At 63.4% G+C, this 664-nt stretch carries 1 protein-coding gene; it reads left to right on the forward strand.

The genetic code is table 11. From position 1 onward, the window contains the following. A partial coding sequence (locus SQ11_RS15405; protein ID WP_041515087.1) for an AMP-binding protein occupies positions 1–664 on the forward strand: 664 nt, incomplete at both ends.

Genomic DNA, 664 nt, shown 5'->3' on the forward strand with positions numbered 1-664 from the left:
TTGGCCGGCCGATTGCGAATACGGAAATGTATGTGCTTGACGACCGGCTTCAGCCGGTACCAATCGGGGTACCAGGGGAACTCTATATAGGCGGCGAGGGCTTGGCACGCGGCTACCTTAATCGGCCGGAACTCACTGCCGAGCGATTCGTTCCCCATCCTTTCCGAGCCGGTGCACGCGTATACCGGACGGGAGATTGGGTACGCTATCTTCCCGACGCCAATCTGGAATTTCTCGGGCGGCGCGATCAGCAAGTCAAGGTGCGCGGATTCCGCGTCGAGCTGGGCGAGGTGGAAGCGGCCCTGCGCGGATACCCTGGCGTGCGCGAGGCAGTGGCAACCGTGCGCGAGGATGCGCCCGGTGACAAGCGCCTGGTCGCTTACGTGGTAGCGGATAAATCGCCTGCGGCAAGCGAATGGCGGCGTTTTCTGCAGGCACGGCTGCCGGACTACATGGTGCCCTCGGCTTTCATGGACTTGCCGGCCTTGCCGCTGACGGCCAACGGCAAGATCGACCGGTCGGCCCTGCCGGTGCCGACGGTGGCAAGGGAAGCTGAAACTGTGGTGCCGCGCACCGAAGACGAGCAGCGGCTGGCGGAGATATTCGCCCAGGTACTGCGGCTTGACCAGGTCGGCATCCACGATAACTTCTTCGAATTGGGCGG

Source organism: Nitrosospira sp. NpAV (genome assembly GCF_000832065.1).
Taxonomy (GTDB): Bacteria; Pseudomonadota; Gammaproteobacteria; order Burkholderiales; family Nitrosomonadaceae; genus Nitrosospira.